Source organism: Mycolicibacterium chitae, from assembly GCF_900637205.1.
Taxonomy (GTDB): domain Bacteria; phylum Actinomycetota; class Actinomycetes; order Mycobacteriales; family Mycobacteriaceae; genus Mycobacterium; species Mycobacterium chitae.
Window position 1 is genome coordinate 1,816,920 of record NZ_LR134355.1, and the last position, 17,255, is coordinate 1,834,174.

The following is a 17,255-nucleotide window of genomic DNA, read 5'->3' on the forward strand; positions in this document are numbered from 1 at the left end:
AGCCGCGGCCCGGCTCAGACCGGGGTCGGCACCCGCTCGGCGTTCGCGGTGGCCGTCATCTCGTGGCGCAGCGCGGTGAAGTCCGAGATGGTCTTGGTGGCCACCGTCGCGACCGGGCGCGCGTTGCGTCCCGACGCCTCGCGCTTGGACACCATCACCACCGAATCGATGTAGGGCTGAATCGTGGTCGCGTTCTGCACCGTCGCCACGATCACCAGCTGGAAGCCGAACTTGCGGAACGCCTGTAGCGCCTGCTGCGCGAACTGCGGGTCCGACTTGGAGAACGCCTCGTCGAGCATCAGCTGCGCGAACACCGGCCGGTTATCCCCGCCGTCGGGGCTGGCCAGGTTGAAGCTGAGCGCGCCGGCCAGGCAGAACGCCATCAGCTTCTCCTGCTCACCGCCGGAGTTGTCGCCGGCGTTGCTGTGCGTGCGGATCAGCTCGTCGCTGTCGGCGTCCCACTCGGCGCAGTCGAAGGTGAACCGGTTGCGCACATCCAGCGCGTCGCGGGTCCAGGCCTTGTCCTCGGGCGCGGTGGACGCCAACCGGTTTCGCAGCCGCAGGATGTCGGCGTACTGATCCAGGATGGCCTGCTTGTCGCCCAGGCCCACCTCGGCGATGCGCCGCGAGATGGCGCGCACGATGTCGGTGAGCTCGGCGACCGCGGTCAGGTGCCGCGGGGTGGCGCGCAGCGTCAGCTTGGTGCCGCTGTTGAACTCGACGGCACCCAGGCCGGTGTTGACCCGGTCGATCTGCTCGCTGATCCGCCGGGTCTCCTGCTCGGCGACGCGGTGCAGCGTCAGGATCGCGTCCGGGGCCTGCTCGGTGACCAGGCGCATCATCCGCTCGTAGGCCTCGGGCAGTTCGCGCTCGTCGATGTGGCGGCACAGCGCGACGTAGTCGTGCACCCGCTCGTCGAACACCTCGCTGTCGTTGGGGATCGCATCGGGGAATGCGGTGTCGAAAGTGTTGAGGATGCGGGCCAATTCGTCATAGGAGCGACGACGGCTCTCCCGCAGCTGCTCGCGTTCCCGGCGGATCGCGGAGAACAGCGCCTCCCGGTGCGGTTCGGGGCCCAGCAGCTCCAGCGGCACCGGCACCTCGGCGGCGTAGCGGTGCAGCAGCCCGGTCAGCGGCTCGGATACGAACGGCGGGGACAGCCGCTCGGACAGTTCCAGCAGCTGGGTGCGGCGGTGGTCGAGGTCGTCGCGGCGGGTCTGGATGGCGCCGCGGCGGGTCATCAGGGTCTGGATCTCCGACCAGCATTCCTCGGCGCGCTCCGAGAGCGCCTCGATGTCGGGGTGGTCGGCCAACAGGATCTCGAACTGCTCGCGCAGCCGGTCGGCGTGCTTGTCGGCGGTCTCGGTGTCGATGTGGTTCCACTGCGGGAACTGCTCGCAGATCGCCCGGCTGGCCGCGGCCCGGTCGCGCCACTGCTGGCGTTGGGCGGCGATGTCGTCGGCGGCGCGGCGAGCCTCCTGATAGGCCTGCTCGGCGTTGGCCAGGTCGACGGTCAGCGCGTCGATCTTGGTGGCCACGTCGCCCTGGTAGATGTAGTCGGCCTGCTTGAGCGGGCGGCGGTCGTCCTTGACGGCCAATCGGTCGGAGTCCTTGTACAGGCCCGTGTCGGTGACCGCGCGGCGGAACCGGTTGAACACGTCGGGGGTGTCGACGCAGATGTGATCGCCGGCATGCGCGACGACATCGGCGGCCTCGGCCGCGCACGGATGATTCGGGTCGACGAGGAACAGCTTGCCGGCCAACGTGTTCGGCTCGGCCTCGACCGGCGTGGCCCCCACCAGGCTGGCCCGCACGTGGTGCAACTGCAGCCGGCCGCGCATGTTGGTCTCGTTGACGAAGCGCAGGACCGCGGCGTAGTGCCGGTCGGGCACCAGCAGCCGCAGGCCCACCCCGCGCAGCACCTTCTCTACCGCGACGCGCCAGCGGCTGTGCTCCGGGCGCAGGTCCAGCAGCTCGGCGATGTAGGGCAGTTCGGCGGCGTCCACCCCGACGGCCGCGCAGATGAAATCGCGCATGGTGATGGCCGATTCGGGCAGCGCCGAGCCCACCTGCTCGACGCGTTTGAGCTCCTTGGCGGCGTCGTCGCGGGCCATCCGCGCCACCTTCTGCGCGTACTCGGCGTCGGTGGAGGCCTCGCGGCCGCGGTCGAGCTTGGCCATCAGCTCGGTGGCCTGGTTGGTCAGCTCCTCGCGCAGGTTCCAGAACTCATCGGCGGTCTCCGGGGCCTCGAGATCCTGGGCCGCGAGCAGGGATTCGTAGGCGGCGCTGCGCCTAGAGACCTCCTCGGCCTGGGCCTCGGCGGCGGCCACCTGCGACTGCAGCGGACCGATGCTCGAGCTGGAACCGCTGATCTGGGCGTTGAGCGAATCTGCCTCGGCCTTGGCCAGATTCAGCGAGCGGGTGACGTCCTCGTACTCGTTGCCCAGCTGGTCGATGGTCCGGTCCAGCGACTCGATCTGGGCCGGGCACTGCGCCAGCCGGACGTGGTCGGTGTAGGCGCGCACCATCGGGGCGTCGACCAGATCGATGATGCCCAAATCGGAGGATTCCGAGACGTAGCGGGCCTGGATCTTCTCGATGTCGCCGAGGATCTTGCGTTTGCGCTGCGCGACGGCCAGCAACTCGCGGGCCTCAACCAGCGGGTCGATCTGCTTGAGCGCCTCCGGCAGCCGGGCCAGGCTGTCGGGTTCATCCAGCATGAAGTCGCGGACGAACTGCTCCAGCCCGCCAACGCTTTTCAACGACTTGGCCTTGCCGAGCAGCTGCTGGGCGGCATCGGAGCTACGGATGCCGATGGTGGCGTACAGCTGGGCCAGGTACTGGGATTCGACCTTGGTGGAGAAGCGCCAATCGTCCTTGAACACGCTGGTGTCGAAGCGGCCGGCCGCCCAGCGGTTACAGACCTCCTCGATATCGCGGTCGCCGTCGGCCAGCACGAACCGGCTCGAGGAGTCGGTGCGGGACTCACCGGTGAGCCACTTGAGGACCAGGCCGGTGACGGTGCGGCCGCCGTCGCTGGCGTAGGTGACCGCGACCGCCGACCAGGCGGTGCCGTCGCCGCGCAGGTACATCACCTTCGAGGTGCCGCCGTCGCTGCGCTGCCCCCAGGCGCCGCGCACATACTTGTCGACGGTGCGGCGCCCGGCGCTGGACCCGGCGGCGGTGTTGTCGCCCGAGGCGTTGAAGTTGCGGCGGTTGAACGGCAGGAAGCCCAGCGAGATCGCGTCCAGCAGCGAGGATTTGCCGCTGCCGGAGGCCCCGGCGATCAGCGCGCCGCCGGGGCTGAAACGGATGTCGTGGTACCCGTCGAACACGCCCCAGTTGATGACCTGCAGGCGGGACAGGTGGAACTGCTCAGACATCAATGCCGGCTTCCTGGTCGTCGGGGTCGTCCGGGGCGGCCGGGGTGCCGCCGGAGAGCAGCAGCTCGAACTGCTGCTGCAACTCGGCGATCACCGAGGCCGTCATCACCGCGGTGATGACGGGGCTGACGGTGTAGCTGTCCTCGTCGTCGCGGCTCTTGCGCAGGATCTCCAGGCCGGCCAGTCGCGCGATGGCCGCGTCGATGCGGGCGGTGAACGTCACCGCGTCGCGGTCGACCTCGTTGAGCACCCCGGAGAACAGCGCGTGCATCTCGTCGCGGCTGATCACCACGTTCTGATCGCCGGAGGCCCGCATGAACTGGGCCAGGTGCAGCGCCAGGATGGAGTCGTAGGTGCCCAGCGGTTCGCGGCGCAAAAGCTTGACGCCGCGGGCGGATTCGTAGCGGGCCTGCTCGATGAACGCCACGTCCACGTTCTCGGCGATCCGCAGCATCAGGTCCAGCTCGGACAGGCGCACGCTGAGTTCGGCGCGATACTCCAGCACCCAGCTGTAGAGGTCGCGGTCGGTCTCGGCGCTGATGTAGCGGCGAGTCAGCAGGTGTTGCAGCGCCCAGCAGGCCCGGTCGGGCAGTTCGCTGACGTCGCCGTCGAAGCGGGGGCGGCGCTGCTGCGGGACGCGTGTGCTCTGGTCGACCTCGGGCAGGGCGGCCAGCGCCGCGTAGTCCAGTTCGGTGTCGCCGGTGGTCACGGGGCGGCTCCCAACAGGGTGGAGATGGGTTCGGTGAACATCAGGCGCGGGACCTCCATCTGGCGGTCGTGGCCGTCGACGGACTGGAACCGCACGACGGTCGATTCGTTGGTGGTCTCGGCGCCGGGCTGTTTCAGCGCCCAGGACCACAGCACGATGACGTGGCCCAGGTAGGCTGCGTCGAGGCGGTCGACCGCCTCCGGCAGCGACAGCGGGCCGTCGACGATCGCGGTGTTGATCATCTCCGACATGGCCGGGGCGTCGACCTGGGTAGTGAGCGCGGCGAAGCTGGCGATGTCGACCTCGCCCTGGGCGACCTCGGCGGGTTTCGGATTGGACAGGTCGCCGATCCTGAAGCTCAGGGCGCCAACGGAACTGATGGTGTGGCGGGCCAGCGGCAGCTCGAGATCCAGGCGCGAGTCCGTCAGCGAGGTCTTCAGCAGGTTGCGCGAGGCGCCGATGGCGTCGCCCAGTTGGCGGGCCACCCCGCGGCTCTGCTCGAGCATGCCGAAGGCCGTGAACCGCTTGACCCGCTGCGCGCAGCGCTGCTGGATGCGCTCCACCTCGTCGATCTGGTGGCCGACCAGTTCGAAGAACCCGGCCATCACCTTGCGCAGCGCCGGGTCCAGGCCGGGCAGGCCGTCGGCGACCGCGGCGACGTCGGCCTCGAACTCGGCACGCTGATCGGGGTCGTTGATCATGCGCAGGAAGGCGCGGTGGCTGTCGCGGCCCTGGGAGTCCCAGGCGGCCTGGTAGTCGGCGTACATCTGGCGCTGCCGGTCGCGGTACTGCACGTTGCTGTCGATCGGGTCGTCCAGGGCGGCGGTGGCCTGCTCGATCATGGTGCCGTACTGGCCGATGTCGGTGATCAACCGTTCCATCTGCAGCGCGATGGCGTGCGCCTCGTCGTAGGAGTCGGTGAGGTCCGGGGCAGGGCGGTCCAGGTCGTGGCCCTGCTCCAGCGCGTCCAATTCTTCTTGCAGCGCGGCGATCTCGGCTTCGATGCCGGCCCGGATGCGGTCGGTGTCGTTGCCCACCCGCAGCGCGATCTGCTTGAGCCGGGAGGCGATGCCGGTGATGGAGCCGCCGGTGGCGATGGTGTCCTTGCGGCGCATGCCCCGCAGGAAGTCCAGCGCGCGGCGGGCCTCCTGGGTGAGGTGGCACAGGTTGCGCTCGTGGCCGGGGCGGGTGTCGGCGACCCGGTGCAGCCAGCCCTGGCTGGCCCAGGACTTGATCAGCGCCAGGCCGGACTGGCCGTCGGGGCGCTCAAGGTCGTCGAGGTCGCGTTCGAGCAGGACCACCAGCTCGGTCTCGGGGACCACCCCGCCGCCGAGGTGGCGTTCCATCAGCGTGGCGTAGAGGTGCAGGTTCTGCGTGGCCAACAGCCGGACGGTGGGGGAGCCCTGGAGGTCGCGGTGCTGTGCGAGCAGCTCGGGAGCGGACAGCGTGGCTTCGTGCTCAGCGGTGGCGTCCACTCGTCTCCTTTCCCTGGCCGTGTCTCCGGAGGGTCCAACTTAGGCGACGGCGCCGACGACACCCCGCTGCCGCCTCCGCCTGCGGGGCGCGTGTCGGGCGTGTCTGATCACAGGGGTCTCAGGGGGTTGCTGGCGTCACTCTGGTTACTGGGGATCTGGGGCTGGGGGTCGGTGCGGCCGGCGGGGCCGCCGCCGCTGCTGCTGCTGCCGCGCCCAGAGTTGGGTTGTTGACCCGAACCCGCAGGACGTGGTGTGAACATGTCCACCCTCGGCGCCTCGTCAGGTCTCCGGAGCGCAGCCGTTCCTCCAAGGTGGCGGCCCGGGCCCGCATCCGGCGCCCCTGGGCATTCCGAATTGCCCACCTCGCAGCGACACCTGAGCGACTTTGCGCCCGGGCCGACGAGGCGTGTCGCTCATTGTCGCTCGAAGGTGGGCTTCTCGATGTGCGCGTCCTCTCGCGGTGAGCGCTTCCTCTTCTGTCGGTGGCCGGGTCTAGTCTCTGCGCTGTCGTCGTGTGGGGACTCGGAGACCGCTCCGATACGCGACGGCCAGAAGTTCACCTGAGGGGGGAGAACATGTTCAGCAATGTAGTCGCGGGAGTGCTTGGCGGACTGGCTTGTTGTGGATTGGTGGCCTGCGCTGGTGCTCCGCAATCGCAACCCGTCGAAACCGTGACGGTGACCCGTGCGGCGACGGATGCCGAAGTGCAGCGTCTCGATACCGAGCGGCAGACGCTGGCTGAAGAGCAAGCCGCCCAGGAGCAGCAAGCGACATCTCTGGACACCAGGGAATCAGCCGTGGCGGAGAAGGAGCGGCTGGCTCAATTGAGCACCATTCCGGGGACCGGAATATTTCTGGTTGGGCCCGAGATCCTGCCCGGGACCTACCGGGCAACGCCGAGCAGCGGTTGCTACTGGGAGCGATTGCAGGGCACGTCGGGCGAATTCCACGACCTCATCGCCAATGGGAACGAGGATGGGCCGGTCGTTGTCACCATCTCGCCGAGTGACGTGGCCTTCTCGACCTCGCGGTGCGGGGAGTGGAATCGGCTCAGCTGAGCCGGCGCAGGTACGCCCCGCTCAGGTCAGCAGCGCATCGCACATGATCGGCAGGTCGCGGCCCCGCACCCCGGTGGCGTGGTTCAATCGCGTTCGCGACGGCGTGCGGCCGGCCTCGGCGAGCAGTCCGCGCAGACGGCCGAGTGTGATCACGGGTTGCTCGGGTGTGCGTCACGCCACGCCTGCCATACCTCGGGCCGCAATCGTCCGCGGTCGGGCACCGGCAGCCCGGCCGAGCGGGCCCAGGCACGCACATCGGCGGTACTCGGACCGTCAGCGGTCGGCGCGGGCACGGCAATGTCGATACGGGCATCCGAGATCCGTTGCAGTGCAGCACTTTCAGTGGTCGCCCAGGAGTGCGCGGCTGCGAGGAATCGGTAGGTCCATTCTTCGGCCAACGGGCGGGTCTCGCAGAAGACGATCGGCACGCTCGGCCAACGGACCTGTAGTTCGGCCAGCCCGTCGGCAACGATCGCCGGGCGTACCCGGTCGAGTTTGAACAACTGTGAGTAGCGGTCCTCGACGACGACCGCTGCCCGCGGCAGCGCGGCCAGATCGGCGACCTGAAAGCGCAGCCGACCGTTGATCAGGCTGCTCACCAGATCGGCCAGCGATTTGCGTTCGACGCTGGCTACCAATTGCCCGTCGACGTTCAGGCCGTAGTCGCCGCAAGGTAATGCGCGAGTCTCGGTGGTCGCCTGCTGGCCGGTGAACCGGTAGGCGTAGCGCTCGTGGCTGTCGACGAGGATGGGTAACTGCTCAATGCCCTGGGCGCGCGCGGTCGGGGTGCGGACGCTGGGGCGGGCCTGCTTGCGGGTGCGCGGCGATTGCCAGAACACCACGTCTCGGCCGCGCGCGCTGGTGAACACCAATTGGGAACGGTTCTCGCGTCCCCGATGCAGAATCAGGTCGATGGACGCACCCCGACGCTGACATGACCGCAGCGGCAACCGCTCCACGACGTCCGCGTCGTCGGGCCACTCGGCGAGGCTGACCGGGTGACAGTAGAGGGCCTTGATGCGGGGCCAGGTTCCCGAAGTCCGGAACAGCAGGTCACCGTCCGGTTGGGGGATGCGCAGCAGGTAGCCCAGCCGGGAGTCCTCGGCCGGATTCAGCGCGATCAGCAACTCCGTCATCTGCTCAGTGTGCCTCGTGCAATCAATTCGGGACGATCGTTACGGCGCAACTGATTCCGGGTGCTCGGCTCAGTCGAGCATCAGCGGTCACCAGTGGGCAATCGAGCGCCTCGGCCAGTGCGACGTACATGGCGTCGTAGGCGGTGACGTTGTCGCGCAGCGCCCATACCCGACCCAGCAGTGGCGCCGCCGCGTACCGGATGATCCCGAGCCCAGCCCAGACATCAAGGGCGCGTCGAGCAGCCTCGGGGGTGAGTGCGCCCGCGGCGGACGGTCGTCGCAGGGTGCTGATGACTTCGGTGTCGACCAGATGCGGGGCATTGATCGTCTCGGTCGAGATGAGCCGACGTGCCAGTCCGTCGTTCAGTAGAGCGGAGATCGCGGCGGACGCGTCGAGGACGATCACCGTCGGTCGGCCTCGATGTATTCGACGATGTCCGCGGGCGGAATTCCGAGATCAGGCAGTGTGGCAAGGAGTGCCGCGTTGTCCACTCGGCGCGTCGCGGCATCGAGTTCGCGTATCGCGACAGCGGTCACCGAGGTGTTCGCAGCGCGCGCCATTCGCTCCAGACGATCCATGACGACGTCGGGCACATTGCGCAGGTGCAGGGCTCGCATGTGTCGATGCTAGCAAAACGCTAGCGAAACCCTAGCAAGATGGTAGCCCGCACGAAAGGCTCTCAGCTCAGCAGCGCATCGCACATGATCGGCAGGTCGCGCACCCGCACCCCGGTGGCATGGTAGATCGCGTTGGCGACGGCGGCGGCCGAGCCGACGATGCCGATCTCGCCGGCCCCGCGCGAGCCCATCGGGTTGGAGTGCTCGTCGACGCTGTCGAGCCACAGTGCGTCGATCTCGGGGATGTCGGCGTGCGCGCTGATGTGGTAGCTGGCCAGGTCGCGGGTGACGATATGGCCGAAGCGGTGATCGCGCACGCTCTCCTCATGCAGCGCCATCGACAGGCCCATGGTCATGCCGCCGATGAGCTGGGAGCGCAGCGTCGCGGGGTTGATGACCCGGCCGACGGAGAAGACGCCGAGCATCCGCGCGATGTGGATCTCGCCGGTGTAGCGGCTGACGTGGGCCTCGGCGAACTGCGCGCCGAAGGAGTACATGCCGTAGTTCTGCGCGTCCTCGTTCTCGGGTGCCTCGGCGGTGGTGGTCACACCCGGTGCGGGGTTGTCACCGTGGTCGTAGCGGAACCGTTGTGCCGCAGCGTGGATCGCGGTGCCCCAGGAGCTGATGCCTGAGGAGCCGCCCTCCACCGAGGCCGACGGCAGGTCGGTGTCGCCGATCTGCAACTCGACCGCGTCGACATCGACGTCGAGCACGTCGGCGGCGATCTGGGTCAGCGCGGTCCAGGTGCCGGTGCCGATGTCGACCGCGCCGATGGCCACGGCGTAGCGCCCGGGCGCGGTGCATTCGATGCGGGCGGCGTTGCCGGGCATGTTCATCGCCGGATACACCGCCGAGGCGACGCCGGTGCCGATCAGCCATTCACCGTTGCTGCGGATACCCGGTTCGGGGTTGCGGGGGTGCCAGCCGAAGCGTTCTGCGCCGGTGCTGAGGCATTCGACGAGGCGTCGGTCCGACCACGGGTTGCCCGTTTCGGGGTCGACGTCGGGTTCGTTGCGCCGGCGTAGTTCGATGGGGTCGAGGTCGCAGGCGACCGCGAGTTCGTCCATCGCCACCTCGAGCGCGTAGGTGCCCGGGCATTCGCCGGGGGCGCGCATCCAGAACGGCACGGCCACATCCAGTTTCGCCAGCCGATGCGTGGTAGCCCGGGTGGGGCTCGCGTACATCATCCGGGTGACGACGGCGGTCTGCTCGGCGAATTCCTTGGCTGCGGAGCTCTGTTCGACGACGTCGTGTCGGAAGGCGGTGATCCTGCCGTCTTTGGTGGCGCCGAGTTTGAGGTGCTGGATGGTGGGGGTGCGGTAGCCGACGACATCGAACATCTGCTGGCGGGTCAGCGCCAGCTTGACTGGGCGCCCGGGGACGCGCTGGGCGGCCATGATGGCCAGCGTGTTGTGCGAGTGCGGTGCGCCCTTGGAGCCGAAGCCACCGCCGACGTTCTTGGCGACGATCCGGACCTGCTCGGGCTCGAATCCGAACAGGGTGGCGAGCTTCTCGCGGGCGGCGTGCACGCCCTGGGTGGAGGCGTACAGCGTGAGACTGTCGTTGTCCCACAGCGCGATACAGGAATGCGGCTCCATCGGGTTGTTGTGCTCGTGCGGGGTGGTGTAGGTCTGCTCGACGAGGACCTCGGCGTCGCGCAGGGCGGCCTCGACGTCGCCGTCGGTGGTATCGGTGGGGAACCCGGCGTTGACTTCCTCGGGGGCGTAGAGGTCCGGGTCGTCGGGACGCAGCTCGGTGTGGTGGGTCTCGGCGTCGTAGTCGACGTGCACGAGTCCCGCGGCGTGCCGGGCGGTTTCGGCCGTGTCGGCGACGACGGCGCCGACCAACTGGCCGCGGTAGTGCACCTGGTTGTCTTGCAGGATGGTCAGGTCGCCGTCGGAGGTGTCGGCGAGCTTCGGGGCGTCGAACACGGTCAGCACGGCGGCGACGCCGTCGGTGGCCTGCGCGGCGGCGGTGTCCATGGCGATGATGCGGCCGCGGGCGACGGTGGCCTGGACGGGGTGCAGGTACAGCGGGGCGTCGAGCTGGTATTCGCAGGCGTACGGGGCCGTGCCGGTGACCTTGGCGGGTCCGTCGAGGCGGCTCAGCGCGGTGCCGATGGCGTGGGGCTGGACGGCCGTCATCACTGGTGTCCTTCCATGAGTCCCAGCAGGGTGGCGACGAGGGTGCGGCGGGTGAGTTCGACCTTGAACTCGTTGCCGTCGAGGGGTTCTGCCTGCGCGAGTTCGTGTTCGGCGGCGGCGGTGAAGGTGTCCTCGCCGGCGGGCTGGCCCAGCAGGGCGTGTTCGGCGCGGTGGGCCCGCCAGGGTTTGTGGGCGACGCCGCCGAGGGCGATGCGCGCAGAGTTGATGGTGCCGTCCTTGGTGACCAATTCGGCGGCCACCGAGGTCAGCGCGAAGGCATAGGAGTTGCGGTCGCGGACCTTGCGGTAGGTGGAGCGCGCCCCGTCCAGCGGTGCCGGGATCTCCACGGCGGTGATCAGCGCGCCGGCGGGCAGGTTGGTGTCGCGGTGGGGTTCCTCGCCGGGCAGGCGGTGAAAGTCGGTGAGCGGCAGGCGGTGTTCGCCGTCGAGGTCGACGTAGACCACCTGAGCGTCCAGGGCGGTCATGGCGACGGCCATGTCGGAGGGGTGGGTGGCCACGCAGTGCGGCGAGGCGCCGAGAATGGCGTGGTAGCGGACGTAGCCGCCGATCGCCGAGCAGCCCTGGCCGGGGGAGCGCTTGTTGCAGGGGGTGGTGACGTCCTGGAAGTAGACGCAGCGGGTGCGTTGCAGCAGGTTGCCGGCGGTTGTGGCGAGGTTGCGCAGCTGCCCGGAGGCGCCGGCGAGCAGCGCGCGGGCCAGGACGGGATAGCGGCTGCGCACGATCGGGTGCGCGGCGAGGTCGGCGTTGCGGACGTCGGCGCCGATGCGCAGCGAGCCGTCCTCGAGGTGGTCGATGTCATAGAGCGGCAGGTGGCCGACATCGACGACGAGGGCCGGCTCAGTGACGCCGAGTTTCATGTGGTCGACGAGGTTGGTGCCGCCGGCGAGGTAGACGGCGTCGGGGCGCTCGGCGACGGTGGCCACGGCGTCTTGGACGCTGGTGGCGCGGTGGTAGGCGAAGGGGTTCATCGGGCGGCCTCGTGGATCGCGGCGACGATGTTGGGATAGGCCGCGCAGCGACAGAGGTTGCCGCTCATGCGTTCTCGGATTTCGTCGTCGTCGAGGTCGGGGGAGCGTTCCAGGTGTTCGGTGACGTGGCTGGGGGCGCCGGATTTCACCTCGTCGAGCATGCCGACCGCCGAGCAGATCTGCCCAGGGGTGCAGTAGCCGCACTGGAAGCCGTCGTGGTCGAGGAACGCCTGCGCGACGGGGTGCAGGCTGGTCTGGTCGCCGAGGCCGGCGGCGGTGACGATCTCGGCTTGGTCGTGTGCGACCGCCAGCGACAGGCAGGTGGTGGCGCGGCGGCCGTCGAGCAGGACGGTGCAGGATCCACACTGGCCGTGGTCGCAGCCCTTCTTCGGGGCGGTGACGCCGAGGTGTTCTCGCAAGAGGTCCAGCAGGGTGGTGCGGTTGTCGATCTCGGCTTGTCTGGTTTCGCCGTCGACGTGCACGGTGACTTGGGTGAAGTGGGCTGACTCCATCTGTGGGGGTTACCCGGGATGAGGGGAGTGAAACGGGAGGTAGGCGGACTTTTCAGACACGGGTTAACCTGTCGCAGGTCGTGGGTATCATCCCGACATGCCGTTATCTGACGGTACTAAGTTCGCCGGCTACATCATTGAGCGGCAACTTGGTTCAGGGGGAATGGGCGAGGTATACCTCGTCCAGCATCCCCGTCTGCCGCGACACGATGCACTCAAGGTGCTCCGATCGAGCATCTCGGCGGATCCCGATTACATCGAGCGCTTCAACCGCGAAGCCGACCTGGCGTCCAAGCTGTGGCACCCGAACATCGTGCGTATCCACGACCGCGGCAAGTACCGCGGTCGGCTGTGGATCTCAATGGACTTCGTCGACGGAACTGATGCCGCCCATCTGCTGCAGCAGCACCCGGAGGGATTGCCCACGCAACAGGCGCTCGACATCGTGAGGGACGTGGCCGCTGCGTTGGACTACGCCCACAGTATGGGCCTGTTGCACCGCGACGTGAAGCCCGCCAACATTCTGCTGTCCGACGCCGGCGAGCGCCGCGCCCTGTTGGCGGACTTCGGGGTGGCCCGCGACGTCGCGGACGGCGACGCGGGCGCGCTGACCGCCACCAACATGACCGTCGGCACGGCGGCATATGCGGCCCCGGAACAGTTGATGGGCCTCGAACTGGACGGGCGGGCCGATCAGTACTCGCTGGCCGCGACGGCGTATCACCTGTTGACCGGCGACCACTTGTTCACCCATACCAACCCTGCGGTGGTCATCGGCAAGCATCTGAATGCACCGCCGCCAGCTCTCGGCGAGACTCGTGCTGAGCTTGCGCACCTCGAATCGGCGATGGCGCGCGCATTGGCGAAAGACCCCGGGGAGCGGTTTGCGACGTGCGGCGACTTTGCGCGCGCGCTGGAAGAATCGACGACGTATCCGGCCGCGGCGGCCAGACTGTCTTCGTTGAACGACGTCGATACGTTGATCGCTCCGGTGGCGGCGCCCGCCCCACCGGGTTTCTCCGCACCTACCCGCCTGGTCTCGGAGTCCGACACGGAGCAGGCGCCCCAGCCACGGACCGGGCGTCGGTTGCTCGGGATCGGGCTGGCCGCGGCGGTGCTGCTGATAGCGGTCGGCATGGTGACCTACTTTGCGGTCAAGCCGGAAGTCCAGAAGGCGGACGCGGAGCCTTTCAGCCTGGCGGGGACGGTCCGACTCGCCTCGGATGTCGCCAAGGACCCGGACCTGCCAGCCGGATATCGGTGCGCGTAAAGGATTTCGGAGATATCGGTCCCGACGCGCCGATCCTGGTCGAGGACGAGTCGGGAGAGCTGCTCGCGAAGGGCTCGATCGAGGGCAGCAGCAGTACCAGCGACGAATGCCTGCTGAAGTTCCGCGTCGACGAGGTGCCCGGCGGGGCGCGCTTCTACCGGGTCCAGGTCGGCAAGCACCAGATGAGCTATACGGAAGCGGAGGCGAAGGCCGGCGTCGAGTTGCTGCTGGGAACACCGGGCCGCGCGGAGCCGACGGTGTCGGCGGCCCCGCCGAAGCCGCCAGCGACGAAAACCGTCACTGTGACGCCCACCCCTGATGTCGAACAGCAGAGTCTCGCTCGCCTGCGCGCGATCGCCAACGAGGATCGGCCGTCGGTGTCCGTGGTTCTCGCTGACCGTTGGATCCCTCAGATCAGCTCCAAGCGTGTGGGTTTGGTGGCGAAGGGGATCACCTGGGACAACGAGGCAATCCTCGACGAACACCTGCGGCTGCGCAGCATTTATCCGGACGTGAAGCTGTTGTGGTCGGGGGACTGGTCGACCTACGACGGGCCCAACTTGATAGTGCCCCTTGGGGTGGTGGACTTCGGATCGGCGTGGGTTCACGCGTGGTGATCAACGAGTCGTGGTGAATGCTAGGCGATTTGGCGTTGTGAGGAAACCGGTTCGGTCACTGGGTGGGCGGCGGCGTGTTTTGCGTCGATGACTTTGCGCAGCTCAGCCATGGACACCTCGGACAGGTAGCGGCGGGTGACCTGCCATTCGTCGTGGGCCTCGATGACCACCGCGGTGGCCAGCCGTAGGAACGCGGCGGGGTTGGGGAAGATCTCCACGACATCGGCACGGCGTTTGATCTCCTTGTTGAGCCGCTCGATGGGATTGTTCGACCAGATCTTCTGCCAGTGGGTGCGCGGGAACGCGGTAAAGGCCAGCACGTCGGCTTTCGCCTCATCCATCATCGCGGCCACCTTCGGAAAACTGCCCGAGAGCGTGTCAGCGACCTGATCCCACTGCGCAGCCACATCAGCGGGGTCGGTGTGGGCGAAGATCGTCTTGACCGCCGCGGTGACCGCCGGGGCGTGTTTGGCGGCCACCGCGCCATGCAGGTTGCGCATGAAATGGACCCGGCAGCGCTGCCAGGACGACCCGGTGAACTGCTGGGCCACGGCGGCTTTCAACCCGGCGTGGGCATCAGAGATCACCAGGTGCACCCCGGAAAGGCCGCGGGCCTTGAGCGAGGCCAGAAACTCCCGCCAGAACTCGAAAGACTCGCTGTCACCGACCGCGGTGCCCAGCACCTCACGGGTCCCGTCGATCGAGACTCCGGTGGCCACCACCAACGCGTGAGAGACCACGTGGGCGCCGACGCGGACTTTGCAGAAGGTGGCGTCGCAGAAGACGTACGGGAACGTGGTGTGGGTCAGGCTGCGGGTACGGAAAGCCTCGATCTCGCGGTCGAGGCCGGCGCAGACGCGCGAGACCTCCGATTTGGAGACCCCGGATCCAACCCCGAGTGCGGCGACCAGGCCATCGACGCTGCGGGTCGACACGCCATGGACGTAGGCCTCCATGATCACCGCATGCAGGGCCTTGTCGATGCGACGGCGCCGTTCCAGCAGCGAGGGGAAGAAGGAGCCGGCCCGCAGTTTGGGGATCTTGACCTCGATATCGCCGGAGGTCGTCGATACCGTCTTGGGCCGATGCCCGTTGCGGTGCGTGCTGCGTTCGCCGCTGCGTTGGTAGCGTCCGGCCCCGATGGTCTCGGTGGCCTCGGCCTCGATCAACGCCTGCAGCCCGGCGCGGATCAGCTCGGCGAACACCGCCCCAGCATCAGCGGACTTGAGTGCATCGAGCTGGGCGAGCAAGGCAGAATGGTCCTGGGTCATCGCGTGGTGCGTCCTTTGCTTGAGTCACTTGGTAGGTAACTCACTGACCACTACGCGATGGCCCGCCCGAAAGCCTTCACCGACACACCCGGGCCCGGGTCGTCCTCAGCTCCGAAACCCCACCACCCCAGGGGACTTACCCCCCAACTTCTGGATCACCGTGGTCGGGTTGTGGTCGAACAACCCCTACGAGGTACTCGGCTGGTGCACGCAGCACGGATTCGATCGCGACAACTGCATCGCCAAGATCGTCAGTACCACGCATCCCATCGCGGGTAGTACCAAGTTGAATCCTTGATGTAGAGATTGTCAACGCATACCCCGCCCGGGGTGCCAAGACTTCGATTCGGAGGTTTGATTGTCGGCAAGACCGCCCGCGTCGTCGGACTCTGTTCGCGCGCGTATGAGTCGTCAGCGCCGAACCGGGACGAAGCCCGAACTGCTTGTTCGGCAGATCCTTCATGCGCGCGGCATCCGCTATCGCGTCGACACTGCGCCTGTGCCTGGCCTGCGCTGCAAGGCCGACATCGTCTGGCGCCGGTTGCGTCTGGCTGTTTTCGTCGATGGTTGTTTCTGGCACGGGTGCCCACTCCATGCGACCAGACCCAAGGCGAACGAGGCATGGTGGGCCCAGAAGCTCGACGGAAATGCCGAGCGTGATCGCCGGACAGACGCCGATCTCGAGGCGCGCGGATGGACAGTCTTGCGATTCTGGGAACACGAAGATCCCAGCGAGGTCGCCGACGCGATATGCAGCAAGCTCATGGATCTACGGGCTGGTCGTCGACCCGTATAGATCACTCCCCGGCGAATACCACCCGATCGCTGAGGCGGGTTCCGAGCGAAGACATGCGTCCTCTCATCCAGGAGGCATCCATGGTTTCTTCGAGTTCCTCGTCGTCGAGTTCCAGCTCGAGCGCGGCCGCGAGGACGTGCACGGCTAACCGTGGCGGTATCGCGTTTCCGATTTGCTGTCCGATGTCGTTGCCCGACCACGGAAAGTCCAGGGGGAACGTCTGCAACCTGCCGGCTTCCTGATGGGTGAAGCGGCTTTCGCCACCGCCTGCCAAGAGGAGCCGGTTGCGTGTGACTTTGCCGGTCACCGTCGCCGAGGGCTCATCGGATCTGCGCTCGCCGCGATTTCGCGGGTCCCCGCCGCTCCCGTAATTGGATACGACGGTGAATTCGGTGTCCCGTTTCAGCGCTTCTTGCATCGACACCCAGCGTTGGAGTCCGAGTTCAGCTTGATCTGATGCGCCTCGTCGGTACGCCTGGTGGGTGGGAGCCGGGAGCGCGACATTGTCGTCGCCGAATCGCGCAATGAGGATCGCGCGTCTTCGCGTCTGTGGGACGCCGAACTGTTCGGTCCGGAGAACGTCGACGTCGACTCCGTATCCGTGCCGTTCGAGGATCGATCCGAATGCGTTCCAGATGGGTAGTACGGCGGGCACCTGTTCCAACACGATCGCTCGGAACGGTCTGCCGGCTTGGAGTGCCAGCAACGCCCACCGCAGGGGTTCCAGAACGAGGCCGGTCCGATCATCCGCGAAGCCGCTTCGGGGAATTCCCTCACCGAGGTCTTTGGCCATGTCCTCGGCTTCGTTGATGAGCTTGTCGACGGCTTGTCTGCCGGATCCGGTGCCGGCAACGGTGAACGTTTGGCACGGCGGCCCGCCGGTCAAGACGTTCGCTTCGGGGAAGATGTCGGGCCCGTAGTCCCGAACATCACCCTCGACCGTTTCTAGGCCGGCGTTTCGCCGGGTTTTACACGCGTGTGGGTCCCACTCGATGCCAGTGACCGGGATGTCGAGCCAGGTCGCCCCGACGTCAAGGCCGCCGGGACCCGCGAACAGGTCGATGATGTGAGGCGGCGGATCCAAGATGACGTCTTCCCGCGGCATGCCACAGATCGTAGCCGGCGAATGAATGTTCCACTACGTCGGTACGCAGGGACTTCAAGAGGGGCCGCCGATTCCCCCAACGGTGACACTTTGTGTGAGCAAGCACATTTTGTCGGACCCGAATGATAGACAGTCTTACAAGCGGACGGGGATCCGCGACCAACGAATGTGC

General features: G+C 67.6%; 16 protein-coding genes. 4 read left to right on the forward strand and 12 right to left on the reverse strand.

The window, feature by feature from the left end; genetic code table 11:
* Positions 1-14 precede the first annotated feature (14 nt).
* The 3 genes from EL338_RS08665 to EL338_RS08675 are packed head-to-tail and all read right to left on the reverse strand — an operon-like array spanning position 15 to position 5,567.
* A complete protein-coding gene (locus EL338_RS08665; protein WP_126333395.1) occupies positions 15-3,383 on the reverse strand; it encodes an ATP-binding protein in 3,369 nt (1,122 codons plus the stop codon).
* Complete coding sequence (locus EL338_RS08670) at positions 3,376-4,092, reverse strand: DUF4194 domain-containing protein (protein WP_126333396.1); 717 nt, start codon at positions 4,090-4,092, stop codon at positions 3,376-3,378. Before EL338_RS08670 ends, EL338_RS08665 begins: the two co-directional genes overlap by 8 nt.
* Positions 4,089-5,567, reverse strand: a complete 1,479-nt coding sequence (locus EL338_RS08675) for a DUF3375 domain-containing protein (RefSeq protein WP_179967178.1) — start codon at positions 5,565-5,567, stop codon at positions 4,089-4,091. The genes EL338_RS08670 and EL338_RS08675 overlap by 4 nt, the downstream gene beginning before the upstream one ends.
* Before the next feature lie 575 nt (positions 5,568-6,142).
* Here EL338_RS08675 and EL338_RS08680 point away from each other — a divergent pair.
* Positions 6,143-6,625, forward strand: a complete 483-nt coding sequence (locus EL338_RS08680) for an Rv1352/Rv1906c domain-containing protein (RefSeq protein WP_126333397.1) — start codon at positions 6,143-6,145, stop codon at positions 6,623-6,625.
* A gap of 21 nt (positions 6,626-6,646) precedes the next feature.
* Here EL338_RS08680 and EL338_RS26765 read toward each other — a convergent pair whose 3' ends face one another.
* From EL338_RS26765 to EL338_RS08710, 7 genes are all read right to left on the reverse strand, one after another.
* Positions 6,647-6,778, reverse strand: a complete 132-nt coding sequence (locus EL338_RS26765) for a hypothetical protein (RefSeq protein WP_258538473.1) — start codon at positions 6,776-6,778, stop codon at positions 6,647-6,649.
* A complete protein-coding gene (locus tag EL338_RS08685; RefSeq protein WP_126333398.1) occupies positions 6,775-7,761 on the reverse strand; it encodes an ERCC4 domain-containing protein in 987 nt (328 codons plus the stop codon). The genes EL338_RS26765 and EL338_RS08685 overlap by 4 nt, the downstream gene beginning before the upstream one ends.
* 22 nt (positions 7,762-7,783) lie before the next feature.
* Positions 7,784-8,167: a type II toxin-antitoxin system VapC family toxin gene (locus tag EL338_RS08690; protein ID WP_126333399.1), complete on the reverse strand. Its 384-nt coding sequence runs from the start codon at positions 8,165-8,167 to the stop codon at positions 7,784-7,786.
* Entirely contained in the window at positions 8,164-8,379 is a 216-nt protein-coding gene (locus tag EL338_RS08695) for an antitoxin (RefSeq protein ID WP_126333400.1), read from the reverse strand. Before EL338_RS08695 ends, EL338_RS08690 begins: the two co-directional genes overlap by 4 nt.
* A gap of 62 nt (positions 8,380-8,441) precedes the next feature.
* Positions 8,442-10,523, reverse strand: a complete 2,082-nt coding sequence (locus EL338_RS08700) for a xanthine dehydrogenase family protein molybdopterin-binding subunit (protein ID WP_126333401.1) — start codon at positions 10,521-10,523, stop codon at positions 8,442-8,444.
* Positions 10,523-11,512 (reverse strand): FAD binding domain-containing protein, encoded by a 990-nt coding sequence (locus EL338_RS08705; RefSeq protein ID WP_126333402.1) that lies wholly within the window; start codon positions 11,510-11,512, stop codon positions 10,523-10,525. Before EL338_RS08705 ends, EL338_RS08700 begins: the two co-directional genes overlap by 1 nt.
* Positions 11,509-12,024, reverse strand: coding sequence for a 2Fe-2S iron-sulfur cluster-binding protein (locus EL338_RS08710; protein ID WP_126333403.1), 516 nt, complete (start codon positions 12,022-12,024; stop codon positions 11,509-11,511). The genes EL338_RS08705 and EL338_RS08710 overlap by 4 nt, the downstream gene beginning before the upstream one ends.
* A gap of 97 nt (positions 12,025-12,121) precedes the next feature.
* On the opposite strand from EL338_RS08710, the gene EL338_RS26815 reads away from it, so the two are divergent.
* On the forward strand, positions 12,122-13,294 hold the full coding sequence (locus tag EL338_RS26815; protein WP_179967179.1) for a serine/threonine-protein kinase: 1,173 nt from the start codon (positions 12,122-12,124) through the stop codon (positions 13,292-13,294).
* Positions 13,285-13,911, forward strand: coding sequence for a hypothetical protein (locus EL338_RS26930; RefSeq protein ID WP_179967180.1), 627 nt, complete (start codon positions 13,285-13,287; stop codon positions 13,909-13,911). Before EL338_RS26815 ends, EL338_RS26930 begins: the two co-directional genes overlap by 10 nt.
* Positions 13,912-13,931: 20 nt before the next feature.
* Here EL338_RS26930 and EL338_RS08720 read toward each other — a convergent pair whose 3' ends face one another.
* Positions 13,932-15,182 carry an IS256 family transposase gene (locus tag EL338_RS08720; protein WP_126333404.1) on the reverse strand — a complete coding sequence of 417 codons (1,251 nt, stop codon included), beginning with the start codon at positions 15,180-15,182 and terminating at the stop codon, positions 13,932-13,934.
* A 403-nt stretch (positions 15,183-15,585) separates the two neighbouring features.
* Between EL338_RS08720 and EL338_RS08730 the strand changes: the two genes are divergently transcribed.
* Positions 15,586-15,978, forward strand: coding sequence for a very short patch repair endonuclease (locus tag EL338_RS08730; RefSeq protein ID WP_126333405.1), 393 nt, complete (start codon positions 15,586-15,588; stop codon positions 15,976-15,978).
* 1 nt (position 15,979) lies between these two features.
* On the opposite strand, the gene EL338_RS08735 is transcribed toward EL338_RS08730, so the two are convergent.
* A complete protein-coding gene (locus EL338_RS08735; protein ID WP_126333406.1) occupies positions 15,980-17,083 on the reverse strand; it encodes a DNA cytosine methyltransferase in 1,104 nt (367 codons plus the stop codon).
* Positions 17,084-17,255 lie beyond the last annotated feature (172 nt).